Origin of the sequence: Nocardia sp. CS682 (genome assembly GCF_004634405.1) — a bacterium.
GTDB classification, from domain to species: domain Bacteria; phylum Actinomycetota; class Actinomycetes; order Mycobacteriales; family Mycobacteriaceae; genus Nocardia; species Nocardia ninae.
The window spans coordinates 6,739,053-6,762,772 of sequence record NZ_CP029710.1; the positions used below are offsets into that span (position 1 = coordinate 6,739,053).

Here is a 23,720-nt window from a genome sequence, read left to right on the forward strand (position 1 = left end):
GACATCAGGCCGCTACGCGGAGATTCTGCGCCCGAAACGCCAACGTGGACACCAGTATCAATGCCACCGTCAGCAGACCGGCGACGCAGACGACGAGTCCCGCCCACCCGTGGTGGGTATAGGCGATACCCACGGCACCGCCGACCGCACCGCTGCCCACATAGAACGAGAACAGATACAGCGACGAAGCAGCGCCCCGGTTCCCGGTCGCCAGCACGCCGACCCAAGCACTCGCGACCGTATGAGCGCCGAAAAAGCCTGCCGTGCACAGGGCCATGCCGAGGATGAGAGTCACGAGATTGTCGGGCACGGTCAACACCAACCCCACACCCATGAGCAGCACCGCGCCGGCGAGCACCCGATGACGGCCGACCCGATCGGCGAGCCGCCCGGCAACCGTCGCGACCGCAGTGCCGGCGAAATAGAGCAGAAACACCAAACCCGCTACTGCATCAGGCAATTCGAACGGCGGCTGCGTCAGCCGGTAACCGAGGAAGTTGTAGAGCGAGACGAAACCACCGACCAGCACCAGCGCGAGCCCGAACAGCGCGAGCAGCCCGCGATGGCGTAGCTGAAGGGCGAGATCGCCAAGCACGGTACGGATTCCGGCGGGCCGGGCGACGAAACCACGCGACGGCGGCAGACTACGGACGAACCACACCGTGCACACCGCGGCGGCCACCGAGATGACCGCCTCGGCCCAGCGCCAGGAGCCGAGACCGAGCACGAACCCCGGAATCACTCGCCCGACCAGCCCGCCCATGCTGGTACCCGCGATATAGACACCCATCGCGGCCCCGAGCCCCGACGTGCCGATCTCCTCCGCGAGATAGGCCATCGCCACGGCAGGCACCCCGGCCAAGGTGAGTCCTTGCAGCGCTCGCCCGGTCAACAGCACCTCCAGTGACGGGCTGAACGGCAGCAGCAGGCCGATCACCGCCGACCCGATCGCGGAAACCATCATCACGCGGGTGCGGCCGATCCGCGAGGACAGCGCGCTCACCGGAATGATCGCCAGCGCGAGAAACGCGGTGGTGAGCGAAACCGCAAGCGCCGCATGGGCCGGGGTCGCGCCGAAGGCGACGGACAGGCTGGGCAGTAAGGCCTGTGCGCTGTACATCGTCGCGAAGGTGGCGAGCCCCGCCGCGAACAGCGCGGTGGTGATCCGGCGCTCGTGTGCCGTGCGGCCTGCGGCGGCGGGCCCGGACTTCGTCGAGGTCATGGCTTTGAGGATCGCGAGCGAACCCTTCCGAAGGGAAATGAATAATAATGGTCGAGTTGATGCACTGAGCGCATATAGCGAGAGCAGTCCAGGCCGCTCTCAGCTGCGCTGTGACACGTGTCACCGGAAAGGGTGGGCCTCGTGCTGAGCGAAGACCTCGAATGGTTCATCACGCTCGCCGAACTGGAACGGGTCGGCGCGGCCGCCGAACGCCTGCACCTCGCCCAGCCGACTCTGTCCCGCATGCTCGGCAGGCTGGAGCGCAGGCTCGGCGTCGAGCTGTTCGACCGCCGCGGCAAACGCATCATCCTCAACGAGTTCGGCCGCATCTATTACGAACAAGCGCGCCGCGCGCAAGCCGAACTCGACACCGCAGCCAAGTCCATTGCCGATCTGAACAGTCCCGCCAACGGTGTTGTTCGCCTGTCTTTTCTGCATTCCTTCGGCGGCTGGCTCGTCCCGCAACTGGTCGGCGAATTCCGCCGCGGCTCGGCCAGAATCGCTTTCGCATTGCGCCAAGGACCCGCCGAAATGGTGGCCACCGATGTGCTCGACGGCACCTCTGATCTCGGTATCGTCTCGCCGCGTCCGAGCGTGCCGGGCATCGGCTGGCGCGGCCTGCTGCGGCAGCGGCTCGCGCTGGCCGTGCCCGCCGATCACCGGCTGGCCGGCCGCAGGCAAGTACGCCTCGCCGAGGTCGCCGACGAGGACTTCATCGCCATGCATCCGGGCTTCGGCATGCGCCGAATCGTCGACGAACTGTGTGCCGCCGCCGATCTTCGCCCGCGCATCGCCTTCGAGGCCAGCGATCTTGTCACCGTCGCGGGCCTGGTCGCCGCAGGTCTGGGCGTCGGGGTGCTGCCGGAGGAAGATCTCGGCCCGGCGAGCTCGGCCCGGGTGGCCGGTGCGAAGGCGGACGGACGGCTGGCCGGGCCGGTGCTGATCCCGCTGGCGGACGCCGGTGCCACCCGGGAGGTCGGTTTGGTGTGGTCGGCCTCGACGTCCGCGCCGGGGGCGGCGCGACGTTTTCGTGATTTCGCCGAGGGTTGGGCCCAGCGCCGCGGGGGAATCCCGTGAAGACCCGGTCCCTCCGTTAGCGGCTTATTCACTGGGCGGTGTCGGTGGGGCGCGTTAAACTTTCATCAACACAGCAGCACGTCGAGACCGGAAAGCAGGCTGTAGCCACTTTTGAGAACACAAGGCGAGATCGGCGACCCGACGACTTCCGCAACAGGTATCGGCGCCGACGAAACCAGCTCGGGTCCCGCAGCACGCACCGTGCGTTCCAGTATCGAACTCGCTCCCGAATCCGTGTTCCCGTTCCTCGGTTCGGCCGACCAGAACCTGCGTGAACTCGAACAGCTGCTCGACGCGGACATCCATGTTCGCGGCAATTCCGTCACCCTCACCGGCAAGGCGGCCGACGTCGCCCTCGCCGAGCGGGTGATCGAACAGCTCGTCGCGCTCACCGGCCGGAATCGAGTGGTGACCCCGGAAGCGGTGCGGCACACCGTGTCGATGCTCACCGAGGGCTCCTCCGAGTCCCCGGCCGAGGTGCTCAGCCTGGACATCCTGTCCCGGCGCGGCAAGACCGTGCGGCCCAAGACGCTGAACCAGAAGCGCTACGTCGATGCGATCGACGCCAACACCATCGTGTTCGGCATCGGCCCCGCAGGCACCGGCAAGACGTATCTGGCGATGGCCAAGGCCGTGCAGGCGTTGCAGACCAAGCAGGTCACCCGGATCATCCTCACCCGTCCCGCGGTGGAGGCGGGGGAGCGGCTCGGCTTCCTGCCCGGCACGCTCAACGAGAAGATCGACCCGTACCTGCGCCCGCTCTACGACGCGCTGCACGACATGATGGATCCCGAAGCCATTCCGAAGTTGATGGCAGCCGGCGTCATCGAGGTCGCGCCGCTGGCGTACATGCGTGGTCGCACGCTCAACGACTCGTTCATCGTGCTCGACGAGGCGCAGAACACCACGGCCGAGCAGATGAAGATGTTCCTCACCCGCCTCGGGTTCGGCTCGAAGATCGTGGTGACGGGCGACGTCAGCCAGGTCGATCTGCCGACGGGCGCGCGGTCGGGGCTGCGCGCGGCCAGCGAGATCCTCACCGACATCGACGACATTCACTTCTCGCAGCTGACCAGCAGTGACGTGGTCCGGCACCGGCTGGTCGCGGATATCGTCGACGCCTACGACCGCGCCGAGTCGGAGACCAGGCCGCAGGTCGGCCCGCACTATCCGGGCAACCGGGCCCAGCGTCGCGCCGCCAACCGCGGCGACCGGCGCTGAGCCGCGTGCTCGACACCGTCCGGCTGACATCCCGCGACGCCGGGTGTCAGCCGGACGGCGGCATGCCGTGACATAGGCTGACCGGGTGAGTATCGAGATCGCCAACGAGTCGGGTATCGACGTACCCGAAGAAGATCTGGTCAGTGTCGCGGGCTTCGTGATCACCCGGATGGATGTGCACCCCGCCGCGGAACTGTCGATGGTGCTGGTCGATCTCGACACCATGGCAGACCTGCACATGCGCTGGATGGACCTACCCGGCCCGACCGACGTGATGTCCTTCCCGATGGACGAACTCGAGCCGGGCGGGCGCCCCGACAGCCCCGAACCCGGCCCGTCCATGCTCGGCGACATCGTGCTGTGCCCCGAGTTCGCCGCGGGCCAGGCCCGCAAGGCCGGTCACTCGCTCGACCACGAACTCGCGCTGCTCACCGTGCACGGCGTGCTCCACCTGCTCGGCTACGACCATGCCGAGCCGGAGGAGGAGAAGGAAATGTTCGCGCTGCAGGCCCGACTGCTCGAAGAGTGGTACGAGAGCCTGCGCGAAGCACAGCGGCGGGCCGAACTAGCCGCCCGCGACGCCAGGCTGCTGGGGAAGGCGGGCTTCACCACACCTGGTGACGCATTAGGACCCGCGTGAGTTCGCTGACCCTGATTACTTTTGCCGTCCTGCTCGTCCCGGTCGGCGGCGTATTCGCGGGCGTCGATTCGGCGTTGAACACCATCTCGCCGGCCCGCGTCGACGATATGGTGCGCGCCGACCGCCCCGGCGCCGTCCGGCTCAGCAAGATCGTCGCCGACCGCGCCCGCTACGTGAATCTCATGGTGCTGCTGCGCATTCTGTGCGAAATCGGTGCCACCGTCCTGCTCGCCGCGGCACTGATCTCGGTCTGGGACGACAATTGGGCGCTGCTGGTCACCGCCGCGGTGATGGTGCTGGTGTCCTACGTGGTGATCGGGGTCGGCCCACGAACCCTCGGCCGCCAGCACGCGTACTCGATCGCCTTGGCCGCCGCGCTGCCGTTGCAGTTCATCGGCGCGCTGCTCGGCCCGCTCAGCCGGGTGCTCATCCTGCTCGGTAACGCGATCACGCCCGGTAAGGGTTTCCGCAACGGCCCCTTCGCCTCCGAGATCGAGCTGCGCGAAGTGGTGGAGATGGCCAGCGAGCGCGGCGTGGTGGCCGACGACGAACGCCGAATGATCCAGTCCGTCTTCGAACTCGGCGACACCGCCGCCCGCGCGGTGATGGTGCCGCGCACCGAGATGGTCTGGATCGAGGCGGATAAGACTGCGGCACAGGCGATGTCGCTCGCGGTGCGATCCGGGCACTCGCGTATCCCGGTGATCGGCGAGAACGTCGACGACATCCTCGGCGTGGTGTACCTGAAAGACCTTGTGCCCTATGCCGAACGGAGTCGCAAGGTGCTGGTGCGCGAGGTGATGCGCCCGGCCGTGTTCATGCCCGACTCCAAACCGCTGGACAGCCTGCTCGACGAGATGCAGCGCAGGCGCAACCACATGGCGCTGCTGGTCGACGAATACGGCGGCATCGCCGGGCTGGTGACCATCGAGGACGTGCTCGAGGAGATCGTCGGCGAGATCGCCGACGAATACGACACCGACGAGACGCCGCCCATCGAAGACCTCGGCGACGGCCGCTATCGGGTCTCGGCGCGGCTGCCGATCGAAGACCTCGGCGATCTGTACGGACTCGACATCGAGGAAGAAGACGTCGACACGGTCGGCGGGTTGATGGCGCACGAGCTCGGCCGGGTGCCGCTGCCCGGGTCGAAGGTCGTGGTGCACGGGTTGATGTTGCGTGGCGAGGGCGGCGCGGACACCCGAGGGCGGGTGCGGGTGCACACCGTGGTGGTGCGCAAGGTGACGGACAAGGCGCAGAACGCCGACGGCGAAAAGTCGAACGGCACACACAAGGGCAATGGATCGGATCGGGAAGTCCCGGCCGGTCGACACGAGGACGGAGACACCGAATGACCGAATTGGATCCCGAGGACAACAAGTTACTGGTGCTGGCGCGCGGCGCGATGGGCCGCACCGGCGGCGCCAGCGGCGCGGCGATCCGCGACACCGACGGACGCACCTACGCGGCGGGCGAGGTGAGCCTGACCGCACTGCGCCTGACCGCGCTGCAGTCGGCGGTCGCGGCCGCGATCTCCAGTGGCGCAGAGGGATTCGAGGCGGCCGTGGTGGTCGGCGGACGGTTGTCCGACTACGGGGTCACGGCGGTCCGCGAAGTGTCGCCCGAAGCCAAGATCATCTTCACCGACCGCGACGGTGCGGTCTTCGAGATCGTCGACGACTCGCAGCTCGCCGTCGACGCGGAGTCAGCCGAGGTGCACGGTGGCTGACGGCCAGGGTAACGCCGAATTCCGTTCCGGCTTCGTCTGTTTCGTCGGCCGCCCGAACACCGGCAAGTCGACGCTGACCAATGCCCTGGTCGGCCAGAAGATCGCGATCACCTCCTCGCGCCCGCAGACCACTCGGCACACCATCCGCGGCATCGTGCACCGCGACCACGCCCAGCTCATCCTGGTCGACACCCCCGGCCTGCACCGCCCGCGCACCCTGCTCGGCCAGCGACTGAACGACCTTGTGCGCGATACATATTCGGAAGTCGATGTGATCACGCTGTGCGTGCCCGCCGACGAGAAGATCGGTCCCGGCGACAAGTGGATCGTGTCGCAGATCAAGCAGATGGCGCCCAAGACCACCGTGCTCGGTGTGGTCACCAAGATCGACAAGGTGAGCCGGGACCAGATCGCCGAACAACTCCTCGCCCTGTCGAAACTGCTCGGCCCCGACGCCGACGTGGTGCCGGTGTCCGCGGTCAAAGGTGAGCAGATCGAGGTGCTCGTCGATGTCATCGCCTCGAAAATGCCTGAGGGGCCTGCGTTCTACCCCGATGGGGAGCTCACGGACGAGCCCGAGGAGACCCTCATGGCCGAGCTCATTCGTGAGGCGGCGCTGGAAGGTGTCCGGGACGAACTGCCGCACTCGTTGGCGGTGGTGATCGAGGAGATCCTGCCGTACGAGGAGCGGGAGGACATGCTCGATGTGCATGCGATTTTGTATGTGGAGCGGCCTAGTCAGAAGTCGATCATCATCGGTAAGGGTGGGGCTCGGCTCAAAGAGGTTGGGACGAATGCTCGGCAGCAGATCGAGCATATTCTCGGGACGCGGATCTATTTGAATCTGCATGTGAAGGTGGCCAAGGATTGGCAGCGGGATCCGAAGCAGTTGGGGAAGCTAGGGTTCTGAGAGTCGGGCGACTAACGGTGTCGCCTTCGGCATCACCGTTCCCGTCGTCGCCGTGCCATGGGCGTCACGATCAATCGCCGGGGCGCCTTCGGCTCTGGGATGGAAGCCAAATCAACCGCGCGGCCATCCACCCCGGCACAGTCCTTCAGCGAAATCGTCTCCAGCAGTGGGAAATCGCCGAAGGGTGTGAGGTCATCCGGGAGAGTGACCGCAGCCAACTCCAGTGATCGGAGCTGGGGCAGCGTGGCGGCCAGTGTGGGCAGGTTGTCGACGAGATCGCAATCGGCCAGGGTCAGGTTTTCGAGGTGCAATGCTCCGCCGACCGTGGTGAGTGCGGTGGGTGCGCCCTCGCCGCTGAGAGTGAGCTCGCTCAGATCTACGAGGCAGGTCAGGTCGTAGTCCGCCGGAACCGGCTCGAGGCCGAGCGATCGCAGCTGAACAGGTAGCGATGCTGCGGTCAACTGCGGCAGCGACTTCCAGCCCACCAACTGAAGGTGGCGAAGGCCGGTGCATGCTGCCAGCCCGTCCAGGCCGTCGAGCACTGCCTGATGGTCATTCGTGGCGAGCACCAGCTTGCGGAGGTAGCCGAGGTCGCGCGCAGCGGCAAGCGCCCGCAGATCATTGACTCCGGTCAGCCGGAACAACGAGAGCAGAGGGGCTGCCGGTAGTCCGTCGGCTGCCAGTGTGCCGATGCTCGAGGGGAATTCCACGATCAAGGATCGGAGGTTGTCGAGCCGAACGGTCGGCTTCCACTGGCGCGGACGAAACAGCCAGAGATCGAGACCGGGTTCCGGCGGGAAGTTGGCGAGTACTTCATCGGCGTATTCGGTCGGGTCGTAGTAGTCCCAGGTGGCGATCAGCTCCTGTCGTATTTCTTCTCGCGTGTCCTCGGTATAGCCGCCCAGCAACCGCAATGAGACAGGCCCACCGATGAGTGCTGCCGTCCGCACCGTCGTCATCGCGCTTACATCGGGAACGTCCTCGAGATTCTTCGGCAGATATCGCAGCAACGGTTCGCCGACCGCAACCAGCGAAGCAGCCTCATCGAGGTCCTGCGGCGGGACGAGCCCGGCGATCGTCTCGTCCAGCCGCTGGGCCAGTTCACCCGAGAGCGACTCGATCGTTTCCCAACACGACGCGGCCAGCAGCCGTAGGTGTCGCTCGTTACGGTCGTCGTCGGTCGCGCGGTCGAGCAGGCCGGTGATCAGCTCACCGCGCTGGCTGCTGTTGGCGTGGCCAGCCGCCATGATGACCGTGTCGTGCCATACGTCCAGATGAGCGCGTCCGACGAGGTTGCCGATGCGATCTTGCGCGGCGGCCTCGGCTGCCGCGAGATATTCCTGAAAGGTTCGGTGCACGAAGTCGATTCGGCCGTCGGCAGGGGATCTCAGGATGCCCGATCGATTGAGCAGATAGTCCAATACGTCCCGCGGATCGACCTCCAGATGGCGCATGGACGCGATCTTCGTTGCGACATATCCTGCGGCCCTGTCGATGTCGACTTCATTGAGATGGTTGTCCGACAAACGCCAGGCCAGATCACGAAGCACGGTGACCTTGTCGGTCAAGCTGAGCGAAGCCCCTTGCGCGCTGGGGATATGCCGCTCTGCATCGCGCCGCTGCACGAGCAGATCAACCGCGATCTGATACAGCTCCATGCGATTGCGCGGCAGCTGTCGCTTACGCCTCAGGTGCAACGAACACAGCATCGCGGCAAGGAGCGGGTTCGCGGCCAACGCCTGCAGATGTGGGCGATCCCGGATACTGGCGGTCAGGGCGCGTTCGTAGTCGGGCAGTTCCGTCGGTGCGCACGGCAGACGTTGTCCACTCTCGCCGACGGCTTGATGCCATTGGCGGACGAAGGCATTCAGATCCGACTGTGTCATTCGTTCGAGCTCGACCGGTGTGAAATCGGTCGTGGCGAGCCAATCATTGTGGGCCGCAGCTGGTCTGGAGGTAACCACCATTCTGGTCAGCGGGTAGGCGTTGAGTAGCAGAGTGATCCACTGCCGGACCTTGTCGCGATCTGAGGGAACGAGTTCGTCCACACCGTCGACCAGCAACAGGATCTGGCCGCTCGCCAGTTGACGATCAACCCAGGCCTCGGGCATGTGGCTCGTCAGTGGTCCCGCCGCGTCATCGAGCAGCTCGTGCAGCTTGGGCAGCTCGCGAGCGGTGTAGCTGCGCAGCCTGAGCAGCACGGGGACCAGGCCATTCCATGCGGCGAGGTCGCCGGTGAACGTCGCACGGGCCGCGGTGACCGCCAACCAGCGCAGCAGCGTCGTCTTGCCGGATCCGGCTTCGCCGCGGAGCAGGATTCGCAGCTTTCGGCTTAACGCTGCCTCGACTCGTCCGCCGCCGAGTCCTTGTTCGTCGGCCTGGCGCCTGTCACCGAACCACAGGTAGTTCTGACCGACCACTCGCAGGCTGACATAGGCAACGGAAAGTTTTGTCCGCAAAGGCTGTTCGACCGCGAAGCTGAACAGTTCGACCTCGTCGAGGGTCCGGCTGATCAGCTCGAGGTACTCGCGGCGGAAGGCCGCGTCCTGGTCGCTGCCGTCCGGTGCGTACAGCGATCGCTTGGGCAGCCGCTCGAGGACCTGCCCGACATCACTACCCAATCTGTCGACGCGCCTGAGCAACTCGGGCACCGCCCGCTCGACGAAGACCGGCAGGTGGCGCACGATCTGGACGTAACAGTCGCAGCATTCCGCGACGAGCTGTTCATACAGCGCCGATCCCGCGGCGCTGAGCCAATCCGGCGTCCGCACCGTTTCGCGCATCCGCCGGGCCAACTGCGCCGGATCGGCATTCGACGCGAAGATCGCGGCATCGGACAGATCGGCCTGCTCGAAGGTGTCCACCACCGCATCGACGACCGCCGTGTGCTCGCCCTCGTCCATCCCGCGAAACTCATGGGCGAGCATGGGCTCGAGCCGTTCGGCCACCGCGTCCGCGATCTGCTCGAACTGTCGCTTGACGCTGCGCTGCGGGCGAAAGCCAGGAATGTGGCGCCGGATCAGTTCGTCCATATCGGAGCGCCGGGCCTGGTCGCTTTGCTGTTTCGCCAGCAGCAGCTGCGCCGCCCGCCCCACCAGCGCGGTACCGAGCCTGACCGCAACGAGTTCCGCGCTCATGTGCCCCCTGTCGCAAGGATGCGCTTCCCGATCCACCTCGTAGTCCTCGATGATGCCATCGCTGTCCGACACCTCGAGCAAATACGTCCCAGCGTGACCGCCGAACTCGCGACCCGCACCTCTGCTCGGGATCCGCACTGACTTCAAGGGCACTGAAGCGAGTGCGGATCCCGAATATGGGTGCGGCTTTTCATATCGGCGGTAGGGCCCGAATCCGGTGGACCGCGCTGTGCCGGCCTGCGGGGTGTTCTCGTTTCGAGAACGGAGGCGGGGTGCGTCCGCGGTTCAGTGAGACAGCCACCACGGGGTGGGGCGTTCCCGTTCCCAATGCAGCTCCGATTCCAGTTGCGCCGCAACGGAAATCAGCAGTGGCTCGGTGGCGGCCGTGCCCATCAGCTGGGCGCCGACCGGCAGTCCAGCCTCGGTGAACCCGGCGGGCACGTTCACACTCGGCCAGCCGAGGACGTTCCACGGCCAGGTGTAGGGGCAGGCGGCCGTGATCAGGTTGTTGGTGGCGTGCACGCCGATGCCGTCGATGTCCTCGGCGCGCGGGGGAGGTGTCGCGGTGGTGGGGGCGAGGACGAGGTCGTAGTCGTGGAAGAAGCTGCCGATGCGCTTGTGCAGCAAGGGTTCTGCCTGGCGGGCGGCGAACAGGACGGGTCCGTCGAGGAGTTTGCCCAGTCGGGTATTGGCGATAGTGCGCGGATCCACCTGGGCGCCAGGGAATTTCTGGTGTGCCGCGCGGATACCGGCCATCGATCGCGGCAGGAACGACGCGCCGATCAGCAGTCCATAGTGCAGGTCGGCGACGGTCACGGAGTGGCCCAGCTTGCGTAGGGTGTCGCCGATGCGTCGCACCGCCGCCGCTACCTCGGGGTCCAGTGCGGTCCTTGTCGCGGTGAACGGGGTGCGTAGCGAGAGTGCGATGCGCAGTCTGCCGGGATCGCGGCCGACGGCTGCGCTTGCGGAAATCGGTGCGGGAGTGTGTAAATCGCCGTCATGCGGTCCTGCGGCCACGTCGAGCAGCAGGGCCGCGTCGGCGACAGTACGGGCCAGCGGCCCGTTGACGGTGAGTCCGTAGAACGCTTCGGCGTGCGGCCAGGTGGAGATCCGGCCGCGCTGCGGTTTGATGCCGACGAGGTTGGTCCACGATGCGGGGATGCGAATGGAGCCCGCCCCGTCGGAACCCAGTGCGGCAGGGACCAATCCGGCCGCGACGGCCGCCGACGATCCGCCGGAGGAGCCGCCGGGCGTGTGGTCGGCCGACCACGGGTTGCGGGTGTGGCCGAAGGCGGCCGCGCTGGTGAACGGCAGTTGTCCGAGCTCGCAGGTGTTGGTCTTGCCGACGATCACCGCGCCGGCCGCGCGTAACCGCCGAACCGATTCGGCGTCTTCGGTTTTCGGGGCGAAGCTGCCGCCGCAACCGAATGCCGTCGGCTCACCGGCGATGTCGGTGTCGTCCTTCACCGCGACCGGCACACCCAGTAGCGGTAGCCGCTCACCTGCCGCGAGGCGACGGTCGGCGTCGGCCGCCTCCGCGAGCGCGCGCTCCCGGCGCACGATCCGAAACGCGTTGAGCGTCGGCTGGGACGCCTCGATGCGATCGAGGGCGGCGCCGACGGCGGCAACGGAGCTGATCGTGCCCTGCGCGAGGGCGGCGGCATGGTCGGCCAGTCCGAGATCGCCGGTCTGCGGCTCGGCCGCCTGCCGAGTGGGGTCGGGCACCGTCATCGTGAGCTCCGTCTCGTCGCACTTTCGGAAGACGGTATCGCGCACCTGGTCAAGTGACTAGTTCCTCGTTCGCGCCGCCGCGGCAGGGCTCGTCCAGGCGATCTCTGTGGGGAGAGGGAACCAAGGGCGGCGTGACTGATTTCCGCTGGGTAGTCCGCTCAGCTGTAGACATACATACGGAATGTATGTAAAGGTGAACCCACCGCAACGCTCTGGAGGAACAATGGGAATCAGCACCGAACTCGGCCCCGCCCACGAGGTAGACCTGCCCGGCGGCCGCATCCGCTACCACGACACCGGCCAGGGCTCCCCGGTGGTTTTCGTGCACGGCTTGCTCGTCAACTCCGACCTGTGGCGCAAAGTCGTCCCCGGCATCGCCGCCGCAGGCCACCGCTGCCTGACCCCCGACTGGCCGCTCGGCGCCCACCAGATCGCGCTGCCCGATGCGGACCTCACCCCGTCCGGCGTCGCCGACCTCGTCGCAGCCTTCCTCGAACGACTCGACCTGACCGACGTCACCGTGGTCGCCAATGACACCGGCGGCGCGATCACCCAGGTGTTGATGACCCGCCATCCGGCCAGGCTCGGCCGCGTGGTGCTCGCCGCGGTCGACAGCTACGAGGGCTTCCTCCCCAAACCGTTCGCGTTGCTGTCCTGGCTGGCGCGGATCCCGGGCTCGATGCGCCCGGTCATCGAGTTGGCGCGCATCCGCGCGCTGCATCAGACGCCACTGGTGTTCGGGATGGTCGCCAAGCGCCGGGTGCCGCCGGAGATCGCCGACTCCTATCTGGCGGGCCCACAGCAGTCGGGCGCCGTTCGGAAGGATTTGCGGCTGTTCCTGAAGAACGCGCACCGGCGCTACACGCTGGAAGCCGCGTCCCGCTTTCCGTCGGTCGATATCCCGGTGCTGCTGGTGTGGGCGCGCGAGGACAAGATCTTCCCGATGTCCTACGCCGAACGCCTGGCCAGGGACCTGCCGCACGCGACGCTGAAGGTCATCGACGACTCGTACACCTTCCTGCCGGAAGACCAGCCCGAGTTGCTCACCGAGTCGATCCTGGAGTTCACTCGGCTGCATGCCACGCCGTAGCCAGGAGGATCGCTCCCGTACCACCAGGGCCGCGCTCGAACAGGCCGGACGGCGCCTGTTCACCGAGCGCGGCTTCGCGGCCACCTCGGCGGAGGAACTCGTCACCGAGGCCGGGGTCACCCGCGGCGCGCTGCACCATCACTACGGCGACAAGCGCGGACTGTTCCTCGCGGTACTGGAACAGATCGAGGTGGAGACCACCGAGGAGATCGAAAAAGCCATCGCAGCAGTCGATCCCGACGATGTGATGGCCGGGATGGCAGTGGGCCTCAGCGTCTTCCTGGAGATCTGCCAGCGCCCCGCCATGCTGCGTATCGCGCTCACCGACGCGCCCGCGGTGATGGGCTGGCAGGCCTGGCGTGAATTCGAGAATCAGCACGGCCTCGGCATGATCACCGCGCAGTTGGCACGCGCTCGCGCCGCGGGCTTGATCGCCGACGTTCCCATTCAGGTTCTTGCTCAGCTATTGCTCAGCGCGCTCACCGAGTCGGCTTTGATCGTCGCGCACGCCGACGACCCGGACCGTGCCCGCGCCGAAGCCCAGCAGTCGGTGCTGCTGCTCATCTCCGGCATCGTGCAGACCTGAATCCGCACCGCGTTCTACTCCACGAACTGTAGTTCTACCTGCGGTAATTCGACCATGACCCGGGCGCAGACGGCCCGATGCCAGGTGGCCGGATAGCGGGTGTCCGGCTCGTGCCTGCAGTAGTCGTCGTTGGTCCGATAGGTGTGCAGGCGCGGGGAGATCTCGCCGGCGCCGATGGCGTCGACCATCGCCTCGACCACCTGTTCGGTCTCGTCGGCAATCTCGGCCAGCTCGCGGGCCGCCGTGTCCGGGATCTGGAAGGCGCCCCGTTCCCACCGTTCCACGGTGCGTTCGGCGACGGCGAAGAGCCGGGCGCACCAGGGCACCGGCAGACCGAGTAGTTCGCGAGTGGCCCGGAACCCGGCGGCGGTTCCGGTACCAAGTAGGTCGTCCAAATCCGAAAACCCCTCCCCAGCAGTGCGGTAGAGAAAAAGAATAGGTCAGTGCGCCGAGCAGCATGGGGGATTCGTCGGGGAAGTGGCAGAGGTGATGCCGCGCCTGCCGAAGGCTGTCGGGTCCTCGTGCGAGGATGAGGCGTGCGTTTGTATCGAGATGTGGCGGTGGTGGTACGCCAGCACAAGCTGGGCGAGGCGGACCGCATTGTCACGTTGCTGACGCGCCAGCACGGATTGGTGCGCGCGGTGGCCAAGGGGGTGCGCCGCACCAAATCGAGGTTCGGGGCCAGACTGGAGCCGTTCGCCTACATCGACGTGCAGCTGCATCCGGGACGCACGCTGGACGTGGTAACCCAGGTACACACCGTGGAGGCGTTCGCCGCCGACATCATCGACGACTACGGGCGCTACACCACGGCCTGCGCGGTGCTGGAAACCGCCGAACGGCTGGCAGGCGAAGAGCGCGCCCCGGCGCCGCGACTGCACGCGCTCACCGCGAGCGCGTTGCGCGCCATTGCCGCCAAGCAACGGCCCCATGAGCTGATCCTGGACGCATTCCTGTTGCGCGCCATGGGTTTCGCGGGCTGGGCGCCCGCGCTGGACGAATGCGCCAAGTGCGCGACGCCGGGCCCGCATCGGGCGTTCCATGTCGCGGCCGGGGGAGCGGTGTGCGTTCACTGCCGCCCGCCGGGTGCGGCGACACCGGCCGCGGGGGTGCTCGATCTGCTCGTCGCGCTGCTGCGCGGGGAATGGGCCTACATCGAGACGGTGCCCGACGGGGTGCGCAGGCAGGCCAGCGGCCTGGTCGCCGCGCATCTGCAATGGCACCTGGAACGGCAGTTGCGGACGTTGCCGCTGATCGAGCGGTCGAGCCCGGTGCGCTCGCCCGCCTGATCCCCGGGTGGGCGGAGACCTTCACAAGGCCTCCACAACCATCAGGCAGGATAGGGGCCGTGATCCTCCGCCGAGACTCCTCCACCGCGACCAAGTCGGGCGCACCCCGCACTGTTCGTCCGCCCTCGCAGCACCCCTCGGGCGCGCGTCCGCCGGAAATTCCGGCCGTGCTGGTGCCCAACCATGTCGCGCTGGTGATGGACGGCAACGGCCGGTGGGCACAGGAACGCGGACTGCCGCGCACCGCGGGCCACGAACGCGGCGAGGCCGTGCTGATGGACACCGTCGAGGGGTGTATCGAGATCGGCGTGAAGTGGCTCTCGGCCTACGCCTTCTCCACCGAGAACTGGCGGCGCAGCCCCGAGGAGGTGCGCTTCCTCATGGGCTTCAACCGTGACGTGATCCGGCGCCGCCGCGACGAGATGAACGAGATGGGCGTGCGGGTGCGCTGGGCCGGGCGGCGACCTCGGTTGTGGCGCAGCGTGATCAACGAACTCGAGGTCGCCGAGGAGCTGACCAAGGACAACACCGTGATGACCCTCACCATGTGCGTCAACTACGGTGGGCGCGCCGAAATCGCCGACGCGGCAAGGGAAATCGCGCGACGGGTGGCGGCGGGAGAGCTCGACCCGGAGAAGGTCACCGAGGCGACGCTGGCGAAGTACATGGACGAGCCGGACATGCCGGACGTGGATCTGTTCCTGCGTCCCTCCGGTGAGTTCCGCAGCTCGAACTTCCTCATCTGGCAGTCCGCCTACGCCGAATACGTTTACCAGGACACCCTGTTTCCCGATTTCGACCGGCGCAACCTGTGGGCCGCGTGCCTCGAGTACGCTTCGCGGGACCGCCGCTTCGGCGGCACGAAATGAACGGCGGCGCGGACATGGAATCATCGGTGACCCCGGAGCACGAACTGCAAGCCCGCGCAGGCGCCTGCCTGTCGCTCTACGACATCGACGTGCGCGTCGACCCCGAAGGCTCGATCGGGTTCGAGTACGAGGGTGCGCTGTGCTCGCTGCGCGCGGTGAGCCTCGCGCCCGGCCTGGACGTGCTCACGCTCACCTGCGTGCTCGCCTGGGACCGCCCGATCAAACCGCAGCTGCACAAGCGGGTCGCCGAACGGAACAACGCGCTGCAGTTCGGCTCGCTCACCGTCATCGCGCACGACAAACTCGCCGACATCATCCTGCGCTACACCTTCCCCGCCGCCGGACTCGATGACCAAGCGCTGGCCACCATGCTGGTTCTCGTGCTGTCCGGCGCCGGGCGGGCTCGCCAGGGTCTGCTGCCCTGACCCCGCCCCATGACAACTGTCATGGGATTCTCGTGACATGCGTGCGGGGTTTTCGGAGCGCTGGTGCGCGAACGTTAGGGCATGACATCAGCACTGACAACCGCGGCCGTCTTCGCCGCGGCCGGCGGTTCGCGGCCCAGGCGCGCGGCGACGCCGGCGATCGAACTGCACGATCTGCGTAAGAGTTTCTCGGTACCGAATGGCGGCGCGGTCCGGGCTGTCGACGGGCTCGATCTCGTCATCGAGCCGGGCGAGATCGTCGCGTTCCTCGGGCCCAACGGGGCCGGTAAGACCACGACCCTCGACATGATCCTCGGGTTGGCGATGCCGGACTCCGGCACGGTCGAGGTGTTCGGTGGCTCGCCCGCGGCAGCGCTTGCGGTAGGCCGGATCTCGGCAGTGCTGCAATCCGGCGGGCTGCTACCGGATCTCACCGTCGGCGAAACCGTGCGGATGGTCGCCGCGTTGCACGCGAGCGCGCGTCCGGTGGACGAGGTGCTGGCCAGGGCGGGCATCGCCGAGATCGCGGGCCGCATGGTCGGCAAATGCTCCGGCGGGCAGCGCCAACGCCTGCGGTTCGCGCTCGCGCTGCTGCCGAATCCCGACCTCATCGTGCTCGACGAGCCGACCACCGGCATGGACGTGGAGGGGCGCCGGGACTTCTGGAACGCGATGCGGGAGGACTCTCGGCGCGGCCGCGCCGTCCTGTTCGCGACCCACTACCTGGACGAGGCCGACGCCTACGCAGACCGGATCGTGCTGGTCCGGGCCGGGCAGGTAGTCGCGGACGGTAGCGCCGCCGAGATCAAGAACCTGGCTGCGGGCCATTCGGTCACTGCCACCCTGCCCGGCGCCGTGCCCGCCGCGCTGCTCGCCATGCCCGGCGTCGACGATGTCGAGGTGCGCGGCGAGCGAATCGTCGTGCACACCAAGGACTCCGATGCGGTAGCCCGCTACCTGCTCACCGAAACCATGGCGACCGACCTCGAAATCACCTCGCACAACCTCGAATCCGCGTTCCTGGCGCTCACCACCGGAGACAACTGACATGACAACCCTTACCCCACAGGCCGCATCGCGGCACCGGCGCACCCCGCTCGGCGGCTTCAGCGTCGGCTTCCTGCGCGTCGAACTGCGCCGCATGCTGCGCAACCGCCGGACACTGATCTTCACGCTGCTCCTACCGCCGCTGTTCTTCGTCATCTTCGGCCTGCAATCCGATTTCCGGACACAGTCTTTCGGCTCAGGCAACGTGACCGGCTACGTCATGGTGTCGATGGCCGTCTACGGCGCGCTGCTGGCCACCACCAGCGGTGGCGCGATGGTGGCGATCGAGCGTGCGCAGGGCTGGAGTCGCCAACTGCGGCTCACCCCACTGCGTCCGGTCGCCTACATCGCCACCAAGGTCGCCGTCGCGATGGTGCTGGGGCTGATGTCGGTCACCGCGGTGTTCGTCGTCGGTGCCGCGCTCGGCGCCCAGCTGACACCGGTCGCGTGGGTGAGTTGCTTTCTGCTCGCCTGGCTCACCTCGCTGGTCTTCGCGGCCTTCGGGCTGTTCGTCGGCTATCTGCTGCCGTCGGAGAATGTCATGCAACTGCTCGGCCCGCTGCTCGCGGCGCTGTCCTTCGCGGGTGGGTTGTTCGTTCCGCTGCACGGGTGGTTCGGCACGGTGTCGAAGGTGTTCCCGACCAACGGCGTCGCCACGCTGGCGCGGGTGCCGTTCGGCGACACCAGTGCGGGGTCGATCGTATTGGCGGTGCTGAATGTCGTCGGCTGGGCCGCGGTGTTCGTCGGGGGATCGGCGATGCTGTTCCGCCGTGACACCGCACGCTGAACTGTCGGGCGTGGCACGGCCGTCCCGCTCGCGGGGTGGACGGCCGCGACGCGCCATCCCGGGATCGGTGCGGAGCACAGTTCTCGCGTCGGTCCCGGGACGGACTGTGCCGGGGCTGACCGAGCCGGGTTCGGTACCGTCTGTCCTCGTGATCGACCGAGGTCCGCGAGCTAGCCGGCGCGTCCTGTCGCGTGCCAGGAGTGCGGGATGGGCGTGAAGTCCGGGCTCGCCAAGCTGCGCGCGGGCGGTGTGTCCAGCCTGATCGACCGCGCGCTCGAGAATCAGTCGTTCGCGGTGCGTCCCGGCCGACGCGGTTGGTTCGGCGTGCTGCTCGCGGTCGTGTGGCTGGGGTGGTTGATCGCCCCCATCGTGCAGCGGTGGTCGCGCGGGGAGGCGGCCACCGCCGGCCTCGCGGCGGTATGTCTGCTCGCGTTCGCGGCGCTCATCGTCGGTTCTTTCCGAGGTTTCCCACGATCGGGTCCCGGCGATCTCCTCGTGGAGCAGCCGACCGACCGGCGGATCTGGCTGGTGCTCGCGGCGCTGGTGGCACTGCACGTGGCGTTGGTGCTGCTACTCGGTGCCGTCGCCTTGCCCACCGTGATCTACGTCGCGGTGATCGGAATATTTCACCTGACCCAGCGCGAATCCGGCTACGTCGTCCTCCTGGTGATGACCGCGCTGCTGCTGCTTCCGGTGCTCGCGCCCGGCCGGAGGCTGGCCGATGGGCCGTTCTACCTGGCCTTCATCCCCGCGGGCATCTGGGTGGCCAGGCAGCTCGGGCTGCGTGGCGAGCGACTCGCGGAGCTGGCCCGGCGCCAGCGCGCCGAGCTCGAGCTGGTGGCCGAACGCAACCGCGTGGCCCGCGACGTGCACGACATCCTCGGCCACTCGCTGACCGTGATCACGGTGAAAACCGAACTCGCGCAACGACTCGTCGATCTCGACCTGGGCCGGGCGAAGACCGAGCTCGCCGATATCGAGCGACTCGCCAGGGAGGCGCTGGCGGGGGTGCGCGATACCGTCGGCGGGTTGCGTGAGGTCACGCTGCGCGGCGAACTCGCCAATGCGAGAACGGCATTGGCTGCTGCGGGCATCGCCGCCGATCTGCCGGACGCAGCGGACGTACCGCACAGTGAATTATTCGGCTGGGTGCTGCGCGAGGCGATCACCAATGTGATCCGGCACAGCGCGGCCCGGCACTGCACGGTGACGGTCACGGCGTCGAGCATCGAGGTGGTCGACGACGGTCGTGGCCTGGGGGTGAGCGCGGCGTCCGGCGCTGGGCTGACCGGTCTTCGCGCGCGCGTCATGGCCGTCGGCGGAACGTTGACGTTGTCCGCGCCTGCGGAAGGGGGCGTGCGTGTTCGTGCCACGGTCCCCGGGTAAGGCCGTCAAGTCACCGTCCCCGAGCGCGGGGCGATATCGAAACAGGAAGTGGGCCAGATGATCCGGCTGTTGCTCGCCGACGATCAAGCGCTGGTGCGTGGTGCGCTCGCGGCGTTGCTCGGGCTGGAATCCGACCTGGAGGTGGTCGGGGAGGTCGGTCGCGGCGACGAGGTGCTCGACGCGGTCGCGCGCACGAATCCCGATGTGGTGCTACTGGACGTGGAAATGCCCGGCATGGACGGCATTTCGGTCGCCGCGCGGCTGCACGCCACTCATCCCGGTGTGCGTGTCCTGATGGTGACCACCTTCGGCAGGCCCGGCTATTTGCGTCGGGCCATCGACGCGGGAGCGAGCGGCTTCGTCGTCAAGGACACCCCAGCGAGGGAGCTCGCCGATGCCGTTCGCCGCGTCCACCTGGGCCTGCGGGTCGTCGATCCCGCCCTGGCCGCCGAAACCCTCACCGCGGGTACCTCTCCGCTCACCGCACGCGAACGCGAGGTCCTGTCCGCCGCCTCCGACGGGGCGACCGCAGGCGCCATCGCCAAACAGCTGCACCTCTCCGAAGGCACTGTCCGCAACCACCTGTCGGCCGCTATCGGCAAAACCGGCACCACTACCCGCGCCGAAGCCGTCCGTGCCGCCGAACGGCTCGGATGGCTGTGACTCTGCGCCGCAAGGGTTTTCGACTGCGGCTGTGCGCTGGTTGATTACGGCAGCACGACGCAGGCGGGGCCGGCGTTGATGCCGGTGCCGACGGTCACCGAGGTGAGGAAGTAGGTCTCGCCCGCGATGTATTCGGCCGCCCAGATCTTGTGCTCACCCTTCTTGGCCGGGGTCCAGGTGGTGCTGGCCTTGCCGGAGGCGTCCGCGACCGGACCGACCGGCTTGAACGTGGTGTCGGTCCGGTTTCCGTCGACCTCGTCGAGGAAGACCACCGCGACGCCCGGTCGTGCGGTCGCCGTGACCGTGTAGGAGCAGCCGGTGCCGTAGGAACCCGAGCTACCGAAGCTCAGGCCGGGTGCGATGTCGATGCGGGTGACCGCGGCGCCCGCGGTGGGGGCGGCGAGGGCGATCGCGGCGGTCAACGCGCCGAGCGTGGTCACGGTGGCGGCGGTCTTCTTCGAAACGGTCACTGCGGTTTTCCCTCTCGACGAACAGATTCATCCCATGAGGTTCCGACACTTACACAGGTGTAGTCCGCGATCAATGGCTTGGAACGGATCGGACTGCCGGTAGTTTCTGGGGGACGGGCCCGCCGGCGAGCGAGTCGCTGTCGGTTCGGCCCCTTGTCCACAGTGCTTGCCGGAACCGACCTGATAGTCGGCTGAGAACCCGGCAAACGCGACACTTTTGACCCCGTCTGCCGCGTTGAGACTGGTGAGAGGGCCAACGCGGCCACCACGAAGGAGTTGGACATGAGCCTCATCGGGACCCTGATCGGGTACGTCTTGACGGTGTTCATCGTGTTGCTGCTGGCTCGGATGGTGTTCGACTGGATGACGGCACTCGGCAACAATCCGAGCTGGGCCAACCGTCCCCGCGAACTGGCCCACGCCGCGACCGAGCCGGTGATCGCACCTGTTCGGCGGGTATTGAAGCCGATCCGCGCCGGCGGGATGGCGATCGACTTGGCGTTCACCGTGGTATTCATCGTCGCGCTGATCCTGCGCGGGATCGCGTTCAGCCTCTGACCGGAGGGCGAGCCCGCGCTGGCTCCACCGATGGCGGGCCGACCTCCCCGCGCGCACAGGCAGAGCGGATGCCGCGTACTTTGTCAGGCGTCCGGGGACCCGTAGGGCAGTAGCGTGCGGATCCCGCGGGCCAGCGTTTCGGGGTCGACATCCCCGATTATCAAGTGCTGCAAGATGAATCCGGGCAGCACGCCCATGATGGCGGTGGCCACCGCGTGGATGTCGGCGTCGGCGGGGATCCACCCTGCGTCGCGCATGCGCTCGGTGTATTCGTACCAGCGGTCGCGGAGGCCGAGGATCGCCTCTTTCACGTACTGGCCCGCGTCGGGGTCGATGAGCGCCAGTGCCCACGCTTGGGGGCCAGCCGCAACGGTCCGTCGGGTCCGCTGTTCGCGACCATGTGCCGGGCGAGGGTGGCGACCAGCACGTCCGGCGTGGGCAGCGGATCGGCGCGGATCAGTTCGGTCATCCGCGCGCGCAGGGGGAGTGTGGTCTGGGTAGCCAAGACCGCGATGATGTCGTTCTTGCTCTTGAAGTAGCGGTACACCGCGCCAGCCGACAGCCCTGATTCAGCGAAGACGTCCTGCATGGAGGTCTCGTGGAAGCCCTTGCGTGCGAAGCAGAGGCGGGCCGCCTCGAGGATCTGCTGCCTGCGACGTTCCAGGTGTTCTTCGCTGACTCTTGGCATGCCTCCAAAGTAAAACGAACATCCGTTCTTGACAAGTTCACGGCCGCGCGCGACGATATCCGCATCGAAAGAGAACGATCATTCGATTTACGGGAGAACGTCATGAATACGATGCAGCGAGCGCTCGCCGTCGGTGTCGGCGCCGCTTTGCTCCAGGCCCTGATGCTGATCGCCTTCGCCTGGCCCGCCGCCAATATCAACCCACGCGATCTGCCCATCGCCGTCACCGGACCGCAAGCCGAGATGGTGACGAGCCGGCTGGCCGAGCACAGCCCCGGCGCCTTCGACATCTCCCGCCCGGCCGACGAGGCCGCCGCCCGCGCCGCCATCGCGGACCGCGAGGTCTACGGCGCGATCGTGACCGGCGACGGACCGCCGCGAGTGCTAATCGCCTCCGGTGCGAGTCCGATTGTCGCGCAACAACTCACGCAGATCGGCCAACAGCTGTCCGGTGCCCCGGCGCCTCGGGTCGAGGATGTGGTTGCCGCGGACTCCGACGACCCGCGCGGCACCGCGTTCGGCGCGATGGTGCTGCCGCTGGTGATGGCGGGCATCGCGGCGGGCGTACTGCTCAGCCTGGTGATCCCGACCGTCGGCGCACAAGCGTTGGGGCTGCTCACCTTCGGCGTAGTCGGCGGCCTGCTGAGCATGGAGATCATCCACGGCTGGATGTCGGTGGTGCCGGGCTCCTACCTCGAACTCTCCGCCGTCGCCGGACTCGTCTCGTTCGCAGTCGCGGGCGCGGTCGCCGGACTCGCCGCGGTAATCGCCCGGGCAGGCATCGGCATCGCCGCACTGACCATGCTGCTCATCGGCAATCCGTTCTCCGCCGCCACCTCGGCCCCGGAACTGCTCCCGCAGCCGTGGGGCGCCATCGGCCAGTTCCTCCCGCCCGGCGCCGCCGCCTCCCTGCTCCGCTCCGTCGCCTTCTTCGACGGCGCGGGCGCCGCGGGTCCGCTTGCAGTACTGCTGACCTGGTCCGTCGCCGCCCTCGCACTACTCGGCATCGGCGCACTGCGTGGTCGCCACACCGCTGAAACCGCCAGCCCGGCACCGGTTCCCGTCGCCGCGGGCTGAGTAAGCCTGCACCGTCGAGAGTCACCTCCGTTCAGGAGGTGGCTCTCGACGGTTTGCCTTCATCGAGTTTCAGTCAGCGATTGCGCCGCCGGCCGACTTCGACGTCAGTGTGGCGAATCTCAGCTCACGGTGAACGCGAGGGTTGGTGCGGTGGCCGTGCCCTCTTCCTTCTGGCTGTTGTAGCTCAGCACGTAGTCACCGGTGGTGGGTGCTGGCAAAACGAACACGACGTAGTTCTTCGGATTGTCGATGGTCTTGCCCGCGTCTAGCAACTCGTTGATCGGGCTGCGGTCGTCGGCGACGACGGTCTTCCCGTCCGGTGTCTTCAACGAGAAGTACTCGGTGAAGATGTTCGCCCCGCCTGCGGGAACCCCTTGTCCACCAGTAATTTTGATGTGCAACGCGAGTTCGTTCTTGCCGCGCTCGTTCTTGGCGTAGCTCGGGTCGAGCTTGCCTGCGGTCACCTCGATCGTGGTGTGGCCTTGCACCAGCGTGCCGGTGATGGGCAACGGCTTCGGCGGCACGCTCTCGACTTTGCCTGCCGCGCGGAGCGGAATCTTGGTCTGGTTGTCCGACGCCTGCCCGTAGACCACGGTCATCGTGTCGAGCAGGTGCTCGGCGTCCTTGGCGGACTTGACCGGTGTGGTCACCTTGCCGGTCGCCGATCCACCGCCGGGCACCGTGGGGTTGTCCCAGCTCGCTCCGCCGTCGACCTCGTCGTCGACCAGCAGTGAGGTGTTGTTGCCCATGGTCTTGTTGTCGAGCGTGGTGTTCTTGTAGGTGATATCGATCAGCACCTTGGCGCCGCCGTATTCGTCGGGCACGAGGGTGGCCTTCTCGACGGTGATGGCGAAGCCGTCGAACCAGCCGGTCTTGCCGACCGCCCGAACCGTCGACTGCCCGCTCTTGCCGCCCGGCTGACCGTTGGCGACGACGCTGGTGGCTGCGGCACTGCTGGCTACAGCCGAGGTCGGAGTCGCGGTGCCTGCCTTGTCGTTACATGCCGTCAGGACGAGCGCGGCCGCGCCCACCAGCGCGACCGTTCCTGCGGCGGTGCGGATTCGACGGTTACCCGCCGCAACCACAGATGGAATCGAGCGCACGCTGCCTCCCAGAAG

General features: G+C 67.4%; 25 protein-coding genes. 17 read left to right on the forward strand and 8 right to left on the reverse strand.

Annotated elements, in window-relative coordinates; genetic code table 11:
* Window positions 1-4: 4 nt before the first annotated feature.
* Entirely contained in the window at window positions 5-1,222 is a 1,218-nt protein-coding gene (locus tag DMB37_RS30290) for an MFS transporter (protein ID WP_135235586.1), read from the reverse strand.
* A 141-nt stretch (window positions 1,223-1,363) separates the two neighbouring features.
* On the opposite strand from DMB37_RS30290, the gene DMB37_RS30295 reads away from it, so the two are divergent.
* From DMB37_RS30295 to era, 6 genes are all read left to right on the forward strand, one after another.
* Window positions 1,364-2,299: a LysR family transcriptional regulator gene (locus DMB37_RS30295; protein ID WP_135235587.1), complete on the forward strand. Its 936-nt coding sequence runs from the start codon at window positions 1,364-1,366 to the stop codon at window positions 2,297-2,299.
* A gap of 129 nt (window positions 2,300-2,428) precedes the next feature.
* Window positions 2,429-3,520, forward strand: coding sequence for a PhoH family protein (locus DMB37_RS30300; RefSeq protein ID WP_370465429.1), 1,092 nt, complete (start codon window positions 2,429-2,431; stop codon window positions 3,518-3,520).
* A gap of 85 nt (window positions 3,521-3,605) precedes the next feature.
* Entirely contained in the window at window positions 3,606-4,160 is a 555-nt protein-coding gene (ybeY, locus tag DMB37_RS30305) for an rRNA maturation RNase YbeY (RefSeq protein ID WP_135235588.1), read from the forward strand.
* The gene (locus DMB37_RS30310; protein WP_135235589.1) at window positions 4,157-5,515 is read left to right on the forward strand and encodes a hemolysin family protein; all 1,359 of its coding nucleotides are present in this window, start codon (window positions 4,157-4,159) and stop codon (window positions 5,513-5,515) included. Before ybeY ends, DMB37_RS30310 begins: the two co-directional genes overlap by 4 nt.
* A complete protein-coding gene (locus DMB37_RS30315) occupies window positions 5,512-5,889 on the forward strand; it encodes a cytidine deaminase (RefSeq protein WP_135235590.1) in 378 nt (125 codons plus the stop codon). The genes DMB37_RS30310 and DMB37_RS30315 overlap by 4 nt, the downstream gene beginning before the upstream one ends.
* The gene (era, locus tag DMB37_RS30320) at window positions 5,882-6,799 is read left to right on the forward strand and encodes a GTPase Era (protein ID WP_107654903.1); all 918 of its coding nucleotides are present in this window, start codon (window positions 5,882-5,884) and stop codon (window positions 6,797-6,799) included. The genes DMB37_RS30315 and era overlap by 8 nt, the downstream gene beginning before the upstream one ends.
* 32 nt (window positions 6,800-6,831) lie before the next feature.
* On the opposite strand, the gene DMB37_RS30325 is transcribed toward era, so the two are convergent.
* Window positions 6,832-10,008, reverse strand: coding sequence for an NACHT domain-containing NTPase (locus tag DMB37_RS30325; protein WP_206055037.1), 3,177 nt, complete (start codon window positions 10,006-10,008; stop codon window positions 6,832-6,834).
* A 213-nt stretch (window positions 10,009-10,221) separates the two neighbouring features.
* Complete coding sequence (locus DMB37_RS30330; protein ID WP_135235591.1) at window positions 10,222-11,667, reverse strand: amidase; 1,446 nt, start codon at window positions 11,665-11,667, stop codon at window positions 10,222-10,224.
* A gap of 223 nt (window positions 11,668-11,890) precedes the next feature.
* On the opposite strand from DMB37_RS30330, the gene DMB37_RS30335 reads away from it, so the two are divergent.
* Together DMB37_RS30335 and DMB37_RS30340 are read left to right on the forward strand one after the other, a co-directional pair.
* Window positions 11,891-12,757, forward strand: coding sequence for an alpha/beta fold hydrolase (locus DMB37_RS30335; RefSeq protein WP_135235592.1), 867 nt, complete (start codon window positions 11,891-11,893; stop codon window positions 12,755-12,757).
* The gene (locus tag DMB37_RS30340) at window positions 12,744-13,343 is read left to right on the forward strand and encodes a TetR/AcrR family transcriptional regulator (protein ID WP_135235593.1); all 600 of its coding nucleotides are present in this window, start codon (window positions 12,744-12,746) and stop codon (window positions 13,341-13,343) included. Before DMB37_RS30335 ends, DMB37_RS30340 begins: the two co-directional genes overlap by 14 nt.
* A gap of 14 nt (window positions 13,344-13,357) precedes the next feature.
* Here the strand turns inward: DMB37_RS30340 and DMB37_RS30345 are convergent, their stop codons facing one another.
* Complete coding sequence (locus DMB37_RS30345; protein ID WP_159080204.1) at window positions 13,358-13,738, reverse strand: DUF1870 family protein; 381 nt, start codon at window positions 13,736-13,738, stop codon at window positions 13,358-13,360.
* Between the two features lie 141 nt (window positions 13,739-13,879).
* Here DMB37_RS30345 and recO point away from each other — a divergent pair, with 141 nt between their 5' ends.
* The 7 genes from recO to DMB37_RS30380 all read left to right on the forward strand — a co-directional run bounded on the left by recO (window position 13,880) and on the right by DMB37_RS30380 (window position 19,809).
* Window positions 13,880-14,632, forward strand: a complete 753-nt coding sequence (recO, locus tag DMB37_RS30350; protein ID WP_135235594.1) for a DNA repair protein RecO — start codon at window positions 13,880-13,882, stop codon at window positions 14,630-14,632.
* A gap of 59 nt (window positions 14,633-14,691) precedes the next feature.
* Window positions 14,692-15,501 carry an isoprenyl transferase gene (locus tag DMB37_RS30355; protein WP_135235595.1) on the forward strand — a complete coding sequence of 270 codons (810 nt, stop codon included), beginning with the start codon at window positions 14,692-14,694 and terminating at the stop codon, window positions 15,499-15,501.
* A 14-nt stretch (window positions 15,502-15,515) separates the two neighbouring features.
* Window positions 15,516-15,926 carry a hypothetical protein gene (locus DMB37_RS30360; protein ID WP_167768983.1) on the forward strand — a complete coding sequence of 137 codons (411 nt, stop codon included), beginning with the start codon at window positions 15,516-15,518 and terminating at the stop codon, window positions 15,924-15,926.
* 81 nt (window positions 15,927-16,007) lie between these two features.
* Window positions 16,008-16,973, forward strand: coding sequence for an ABC transporter ATP-binding protein (locus DMB37_RS30365; RefSeq protein ID WP_135235596.1), 966 nt, complete (start codon window positions 16,008-16,010; stop codon window positions 16,971-16,973).
* A 1-nt stretch (window position 16,974) separates the two neighbouring features.
* On the forward strand, window positions 16,975-17,760 hold the full coding sequence (locus DMB37_RS30370; RefSeq protein WP_135235597.1) for an ABC transporter permease: 786 nt from the start codon (window positions 16,975-16,977) through the stop codon (window positions 17,758-17,760).
* Window positions 17,761-17,967: 207 nt separating this feature from the next.
* Window positions 17,968-19,146 (forward strand): sensor histidine kinase, encoded by a 1,179-nt coding sequence (locus tag DMB37_RS30375; protein WP_135235598.1) that lies wholly within the window; start codon window positions 17,968-17,970, stop codon window positions 19,144-19,146.
* 57 nt (window positions 19,147-19,203) lie between these two features.
* Window positions 19,204-19,809 carry a response regulator transcription factor gene (locus DMB37_RS30380; protein ID WP_135235599.1) on the forward strand — a complete coding sequence of 202 codons (606 nt, stop codon included), beginning with the start codon at window positions 19,204-19,206 and terminating at the stop codon, window positions 19,807-19,809.
* 44 nt (window positions 19,810-19,853) lie between these two features.
* On the opposite strand, the gene DMB37_RS30385 is transcribed toward DMB37_RS30380, so the two are convergent.
* Entirely contained in the window at window positions 19,854-20,279 is a 426-nt protein-coding gene (locus DMB37_RS30385) for a hypothetical protein (protein WP_135235600.1), read from the reverse strand.
* A 282-nt stretch (window positions 20,280-20,561) separates the two neighbouring features.
* Here DMB37_RS30385 and DMB37_RS30390 point away from each other — a divergent pair, with 282 nt between their 5' ends.
* Window positions 20,562-20,837, forward strand: coding sequence for a YggT family protein (locus DMB37_RS30390; protein WP_135235601.1), 276 nt, complete (start codon window positions 20,562-20,564; stop codon window positions 20,835-20,837).
* Between the two features lie 83 nt (window positions 20,838-20,920).
* On the opposite strand, the gene DMB37_RS41475 is transcribed toward DMB37_RS30390, so the two are convergent.
* The gene (locus DMB37_RS41475; protein WP_240771723.1) at window positions 20,921-21,148 is read right to left on the reverse strand and encodes a hypothetical protein; all 228 of its coding nucleotides are present in this window, start codon (window positions 21,146-21,148) and stop codon (window positions 20,921-20,923) included.
* Window positions 21,145-21,525 carry a TetR/AcrR family transcriptional regulator gene (locus DMB37_RS41480; protein ID WP_240771724.1) on the reverse strand — a complete coding sequence of 127 codons (381 nt, stop codon included), beginning with the start codon at window positions 21,523-21,525 and terminating at the stop codon, window positions 21,145-21,147. Before DMB37_RS41480 ends, DMB37_RS41475 begins: the two co-directional genes overlap by 4 nt.
* Before the next feature lie 102 nt (window positions 21,526-21,627).
* Here DMB37_RS41480 and DMB37_RS30400 point away from each other — a divergent pair, with 102 nt between their 5' ends.
* A complete protein-coding gene (locus DMB37_RS30400) occupies window positions 21,628-22,602 on the forward strand; it encodes a hypothetical protein (protein WP_135235602.1) in 975 nt (324 codons plus the stop codon).
* Window positions 22,603-22,721: 119 nt separating this feature from the next.
* On the opposite strand, the gene DMB37_RS30405 is transcribed toward DMB37_RS30400, so the two are convergent.
* Window positions 22,722-23,705, reverse strand: a complete 984-nt coding sequence (locus DMB37_RS30405; protein WP_135235603.1) for a hypothetical protein — start codon at window positions 23,703-23,705, stop codon at window positions 22,722-22,724.
* Window positions 23,706-23,720: the final 15 nt, after the last annotated feature.

Bases quoted from the DNA above. Each gene is read 5' to 3' on its own strand.
- DMB37_RS30290 (WP_135235586.1), bottom strand. From the start codon at position 1,222: ATGACCTCGACGAAGTCCGGGCCCGCCGCCGCAGGCCGCACGGCACAC.
- DMB37_RS30315 (WP_135235590.1), top strand. From the start codon at position 5,512: ATGACCGAATTGGATCCCGAGGACAACAAGTTACTGGTGCTGGCGCGC.
- DMB37_RS30330 (WP_135235591.1), bottom strand. From the start codon at position 11,667: ATGACGGTGCCCGACCCCACTCGGCAGGCGGCCGAGCCGCAGACCGGC.
- DMB37_RS30335 (WP_135235592.1), top strand. From the start codon at position 11,891: ATGGGAATCAGCACCGAACTCGGCCCCGCCCACGAGGTAGACCTGCCC.
- DMB37_RS30340 (WP_135235593.1), top strand. From the start codon at position 12,744: ATGCCACGCCGTAGCCAGGAGGATCGCTCCCGTACCACCAGGGCCGCG.
- DMB37_RS30360 (WP_167768983.1), top strand. From the start codon at position 15,516: ATGGAATCATCGGTGACCCCGGAGCACGAACTGCAAGCCCGCGCAGGC.
- DMB37_RS30365 (WP_135235596.1), top strand. From the start codon at position 16,008: ATGACATCAGCACTGACAACCGCGGCCGTCTTCGCCGCGGCCGGCGGT.
- DMB37_RS30370 (WP_135235597.1), top strand. From the start codon at position 16,975: ATGACAACCCTTACCCCACAGGCCGCATCGCGGCACCGGCGCACCCCG.
- DMB37_RS30375 (WP_135235598.1), top strand. From the start codon at position 17,968: ATGGGCGTGAAGTCCGGGCTCGCCAAGCTGCGCGCGGGCGGTGTGTCC.
- DMB37_RS30380 (WP_135235599.1), top strand. From the start codon at position 19,204: ATGATCCGGCTGTTGCTCGCCGACGATCAAGCGCTGGTGCGTGGTGCG.
- DMB37_RS30390 (WP_135235601.1), top strand. From the start codon at position 20,562: ATGAGCCTCATCGGGACCCTGATCGGGTACGTCTTGACGGTGTTCATC.
- DMB37_RS41480 (WP_240771724.1), bottom strand. From the start codon at position 21,525: ATGCCAAGAGTCAGCGAAGAACACCTGGAACGTCGCAGGCAGCAGATC.
- DMB37_RS30400 (WP_135235602.1), top strand. From the start codon at position 21,628: ATGAATACGATGCAGCGAGCGCTCGCCGTCGGTGTCGGCGCCGCTTTG.